The 4126-nt window shown below is 69.5% G+C and carries 4 protein-coding genes; all 4 read right to left on the bottom strand.

Translation table 11 applies throughout. The annotated features are described in order from the left end of the window. Positions 1 to 33: 33 nt before the first annotated feature. Positions 34 to 582 carry a hypothetical protein gene (locus A5701_RS02920; protein WP_369807377.1) on the bottom strand — a complete coding sequence of 183 codons (549 nt, stop codon included), beginning with the start codon at positions 580 to 582 and terminating at the stop codon, positions 34 to 36. 149 nt (positions 583 to 731) lie between these two features. Then, the gene (locus A5701_RS02915) at positions 732 to 1217 is read right to left on the bottom strand and encodes a (2Fe-2S)-binding protein (protein ID WP_067748333.1); all 486 of its coding nucleotides are present in this window, start codon (positions 1215 to 1217) and stop codon (positions 732 to 734) included. After that, positions 1210 to 2097, bottom strand: a complete 888-nt coding sequence (locus tag A5701_RS02910; protein WP_067748331.1) for a xanthine dehydrogenase family protein subunit M — start codon at positions 2095 to 2097, stop codon at positions 1210 to 1212. The genes A5701_RS02915 and A5701_RS02910 overlap by 8 nt, the downstream gene beginning before the upstream one ends. Beyond that, on the bottom strand, positions 2094 to 4126 hold a 2033-nt coding region (locus A5701_RS02905), incomplete at its 5' end, for a xanthine dehydrogenase family protein molybdopterin-binding subunit (protein WP_067748329.1). The genes A5701_RS02905 and A5701_RS02910, both read right to left, overlap by 4 nt.

Here is a 4126-nt window from a genome sequence, read left to right as displayed (position 1 = left end):
GGGACGGCGCAGCCGAGCGATCCGGACCTGCCTTTAGAACGTGTTGACCTTGTCGAGGCTGACGAACATGCCGTGGCCGGTGTGGTCGTTGGTGAAGCGGGTGCCGTCGGCGGTGGCGTTGATCGTCCAGCCGGCGGCGTTGTAGGTCTTGTAGTCGATCTGCACGGTGGGAATGGCGCCGAGGTTGCCCAAAACCCACTGCACCTTGCCGGCCGAGTCCACGCTGACGCCGTTGGCGTGTTCGCCGTCCTGCAGCGGGGAGTTGGTGAACGGCGCTTCGCAGCCGACGGTGTCCTTGTTGATCTGGCAGCGGGTGGTGCCCGACTTGGTTTCGATGAAGACGTAGCCGTTCTGGTCCGGCGGCAGCGGGATCGCGCCGGCCGGTGCGGTCGGGTTGGCCGGCGTCGTCGGCAGGCCCGGGGCTGGGCTGGCCGTCGGGGCCGGCGGCGCTGCCGACGGCCTGGGGGTGGGGAACGTGGGTTCGACCGGGCCGGCCCCCGGCGCGGCGACCGGCCGGCCTGCGATGGTGCTGGAACAGGCGTCGATCAGTGCCGGGCTGACCAGCACGGGCGCGATCAGCAGGGACCCACCGGCAAGGCTCCACCGTGCCCTTTGCGAAAACCGCACGCGCCACTCCCGATTATCAGCAATATTGGGAAATCAGATTACGCGCGCAGTAACGAAATCCCGTGCAACCGCGCAGCTGTCGATGCCACGCCGATGGTGAACCTTTATCGCTGCGTGACCGACTGGGTCTCGGCGGCCCGGCGGGCGGCGGCGACGATGCCCTGGTAGCCGGTGCACCGGCAGAAGTTGCCGGACAGGCCCTCCCGGATCTCGTGGTCGCTGGGATCGGGGTTGTCGCGCAGCAGCGCGGTCAGCGACATGACGAAACCCGGCGTGCAGAAGCCGCATTGCAGCCCGTGGCACTCGCGCAGCGCCGACTGCACTGGCGACAGCGTGCCGTCGGGTTCCGCGACCCCTTCGACCGTCGTCACCTCGGTCCCGTCGGCCTGCACCGCGAACATCAGGCACGAGCGCACGGCCGCGCCGTCCAGCAGCACCGTGCAGGCCCCGCACGCGCCGTGTTCGCAGCCCAGATGGGTGCCGGTCAGCCCGCACTTCTCGCGCAGGAAGTCGGCCAGCGTCATCCGCGGTTCGACCACGGTGGTGACCGGAGTTCCGTTGACGGACAGTTCGATTGGGTGTTCAGGCATTGTCGGCCCCCGTGGCTGCTTCGGCTGTAGCTCGTGTCCAGGCGCGGGCGGCCATCGTGGCGCCGACCTTCAACCGGTACGCCGCCGTCCCCTGCAGGTCGTTGGGAACCTCGTCGAGCCCGCTCATCGCGGCCCGGCCGATCTCCTCGGGAACCAGCTCGCCGACCGGCCTTCCGAGGGCCGCGACCTCGGCCGCCGTCGCGCGCCGGACCGTGGACCCCATGCCCAGCAGCCCGATCGCGCAGCGCGACACCCGGTCCTGGTCGTCGAGCTGGACGGCCACCAGTGCGCCGGCGATCGCGAAATCGCCGTGGCGGCGCGAGAATTCCTCGACGGCGAACCCGCATCTGCCGTCCCAGATCGGGAACCGCACCCCGGTCAGCACCTCGTCGGAGTCCATGGTGGTTTCCCAGACGCCGGCGAAGAAGTCGGCGGCGGCGATCTCGCGCCGCCCGCCTGGCGACTGGACCTCCATCACCGCGTCCAGCGTCAGGGCGACCGCGGGGTATTCGCCGGCGGCGTCGGCGTGCGCGATCGACCCGCCCAGGGTGCCGCGGTTGCGGATCTGGAAGTGCCCGACGAACGGCGTCACCCGGGCCAGCAGCGGAACCGCTTGGCGCACTACGTCATCGGAGCCAACGGCAGCCTCGGTGGTGCCGGCGCCGATCCACAGCTCGGCACCCCTGCGGTCGATGCCCTGCAGCTCGGGCAGCCGGGAGATGTCGATCAGGTGGTCGAAGTAGGCCAGCCGCATCGCGAGCATCGGCACCAGGCTCTGGCCGCCCGCCAATATCTTTGCGTCGTCGCCCAATTCGGCCAGCAGGCGCACGGCGTCGTCGATGCTGTCGGGCCGGTGGTAGTCGAACGCGGCCGGCTTCATCGTTGCACCGCTTCCAGCAGGGCCGCGATCGACGCCGGGCTGGCCGGCAGCCGGGTGACCGTCACACCCAGCGGCGCGAGCGCGTCGTTGATGGCGTTGATCACCGCCGGCGTCGAGCCGATGGCCCCGCCCTCGCCTGCGCCCTTATAGCCGCCGGGCCCCGGTCCGGGTATCTCGACGTGGCCGAATTCGATCGGCGGTACCTCGGTGGCGGTGGGCAGCAGGTAGTCGACGAAAGTCGTTGCCAGTGGGTTGCCGTCGTCGTCGTAAACCAAGTCCTCCATCAGGGCGCCGCCGATGCCCTGCACGGTGCCGCCGGCGATCTGGCCCTCCACCACCGAGGGGTTGATCATCGGCCCGACGTCCTCACTGACGATGTAGCGCAGCAGCGTCACCTTGCCGGTGGCCACGTCCACCTCGCAGGTGCAGGCGTGCGTCGCGTTGGACCAGTGGATGGGATTGGTCGAGTTGAACCGGGCGGTCGCCTCCAGGTTGGCCGACATCCCCGGCGGCAGCAGCTGCGGCGAGTAGTGCGCGACGTACGCCAGCTTGCCGAACGGCACCGACCTGTCGGGCTCGCCGCGCACGCTGGCCACCGAAAACGCCAGGTCCACTTCGGATTCTGCGACCTTGAGGTGGTGGGCGGCCAGTGCCACGATCTTCTCGCGCAGCAGCGCCCCCGCCTCGTTGACGGCCCCGGCGGTCATGGGCGCGCTGCGGCTGCCCTGCGTCCCGGCCCCGTACGGGGTGACCGCGGTGTCGCCCTGGATAGTGGCGACGTCGTCGATGTCGGCGCCCAGCGCGTCGGCGGTCAGCTGCACGACCGTGGTCTCGATGCTGTTGCCGCTCGAGCCGCCGTTGACGTACACGTTGATCTTGCCGGTGGGCTCCATGCGGATGGTGCAACCCTCAGTGGCCAGGTGGCCGGTCGCCGCGCCTGTCGGTTCGATGTAGGCCGAGAACCCCAATCCCAGGTAGCGGCCCTGCGCGAGCGCCTCGGCCTGCTCTTTGCGAAAGCCTTCGTGGTCAAGGATTTTCACGGCCTGCTCGAAGGTGTCGATCGGGGCGACGTGGTCATACGGCATGCCGTTGGGGTTGAAATAGGGCATCTCGTCGCGGCGCAACAGGTTTCGCCGGCGCAGCTCGACCGGGTCCATGTTCATCTTGCGCGCGGCGATGTCCAGCAGAATCTCGCGGGCCAGCGTCTCGTACTGCCAGGGGCCGCGATAGGCGGCCAGGCCGCTGGTGTTGGAGAACACCGTCTTGTAGTTGAAGCTGGCCTTGGGCACCCGGTAGGGGCCCGGAAAGAACATGCCGATGGCGGCCGTGGTGAGCACCGGATAAGGCGTCGGGTAGGCGCCGATGTCCTGGACGAAGTCGATGTCGGCCGCCGCGATGTTGCCCTCGTCGTCGAAGGCCATGCGGGCGGTGCCGTCGACGTGCCGCGCCTGCCCGGCCGACATCAGGTTCTCCCGCCGGTCCTCGATCCACTTCAGCGCGGCCGGCACCTTGCGGGCGGCCAGCATGATGCACATGTCCTCGCGCATCGGGACGACCTTCTGGCCGAAGCCGCCGCCGGTGTCGCGCATGATGACCCGAACCCGTTGTGCCGCAATGCCTAACAGCCGGGCGCAGAACGCCCGCAGTTCGTGCGGGGTCTGGGTGGACGCCCACATCGTGAGTTCTCCGGTGGCGGCGGTCCATTCGACGACCAGGCCGCGGGTTTCGATCGGCACCGGCGCATAGATCTGTTGGTAGATGTTCTCCTTGACGACGCACGGCGCGCCGGCGAACAGTTCTTCGTCCGGCGGGGCCCCGCCCATCCCGCCGGCGACGTTGTTCGGGTAGGCGTCGTGCACCAGCACGTCGCAGGCCTGCGCCCGGGTGAAGTCGGTGACGGCGGGCAGCGGCTCGTAGTCCACGTCGATGAGTTCCAGCGCGTCCTCGGCGACATACCGGCTCTCGGCGACGACGAGGGCGACGGGGTCGCCGACGAACTTCGCCTCGCCCTCGGCCAGCGGCGGGCGCG

It is taken from the genome of Mycobacterium sp. E3305 (assembly GCF_001666785.1).
Classification (GTDB): Bacteria; Actinomycetota; Actinomycetes; order Mycobacteriales; family Mycobacteriaceae; genus Mycobacterium.
Note: the sequence above shows the minus strand (reverse complement) of the source record. Positions and strands in the feature narration are given on the sequence as shown.

Coding starts and splice junctions, on each gene's coding strand:
- A5701_RS02910 (WP_067748331.1), bottom strand. CDS start 2,097: ATGAAGCCGGCCGCGTTCGACTACCACCGGCCCGACAGCATCGACGAC.
- A5701_RS02915 (WP_067748333.1), bottom strand. CDS start 1,217: ATGCCTGAACACCCAATCGAACTGTCCGTCAACGGAACTCCGGTCACC.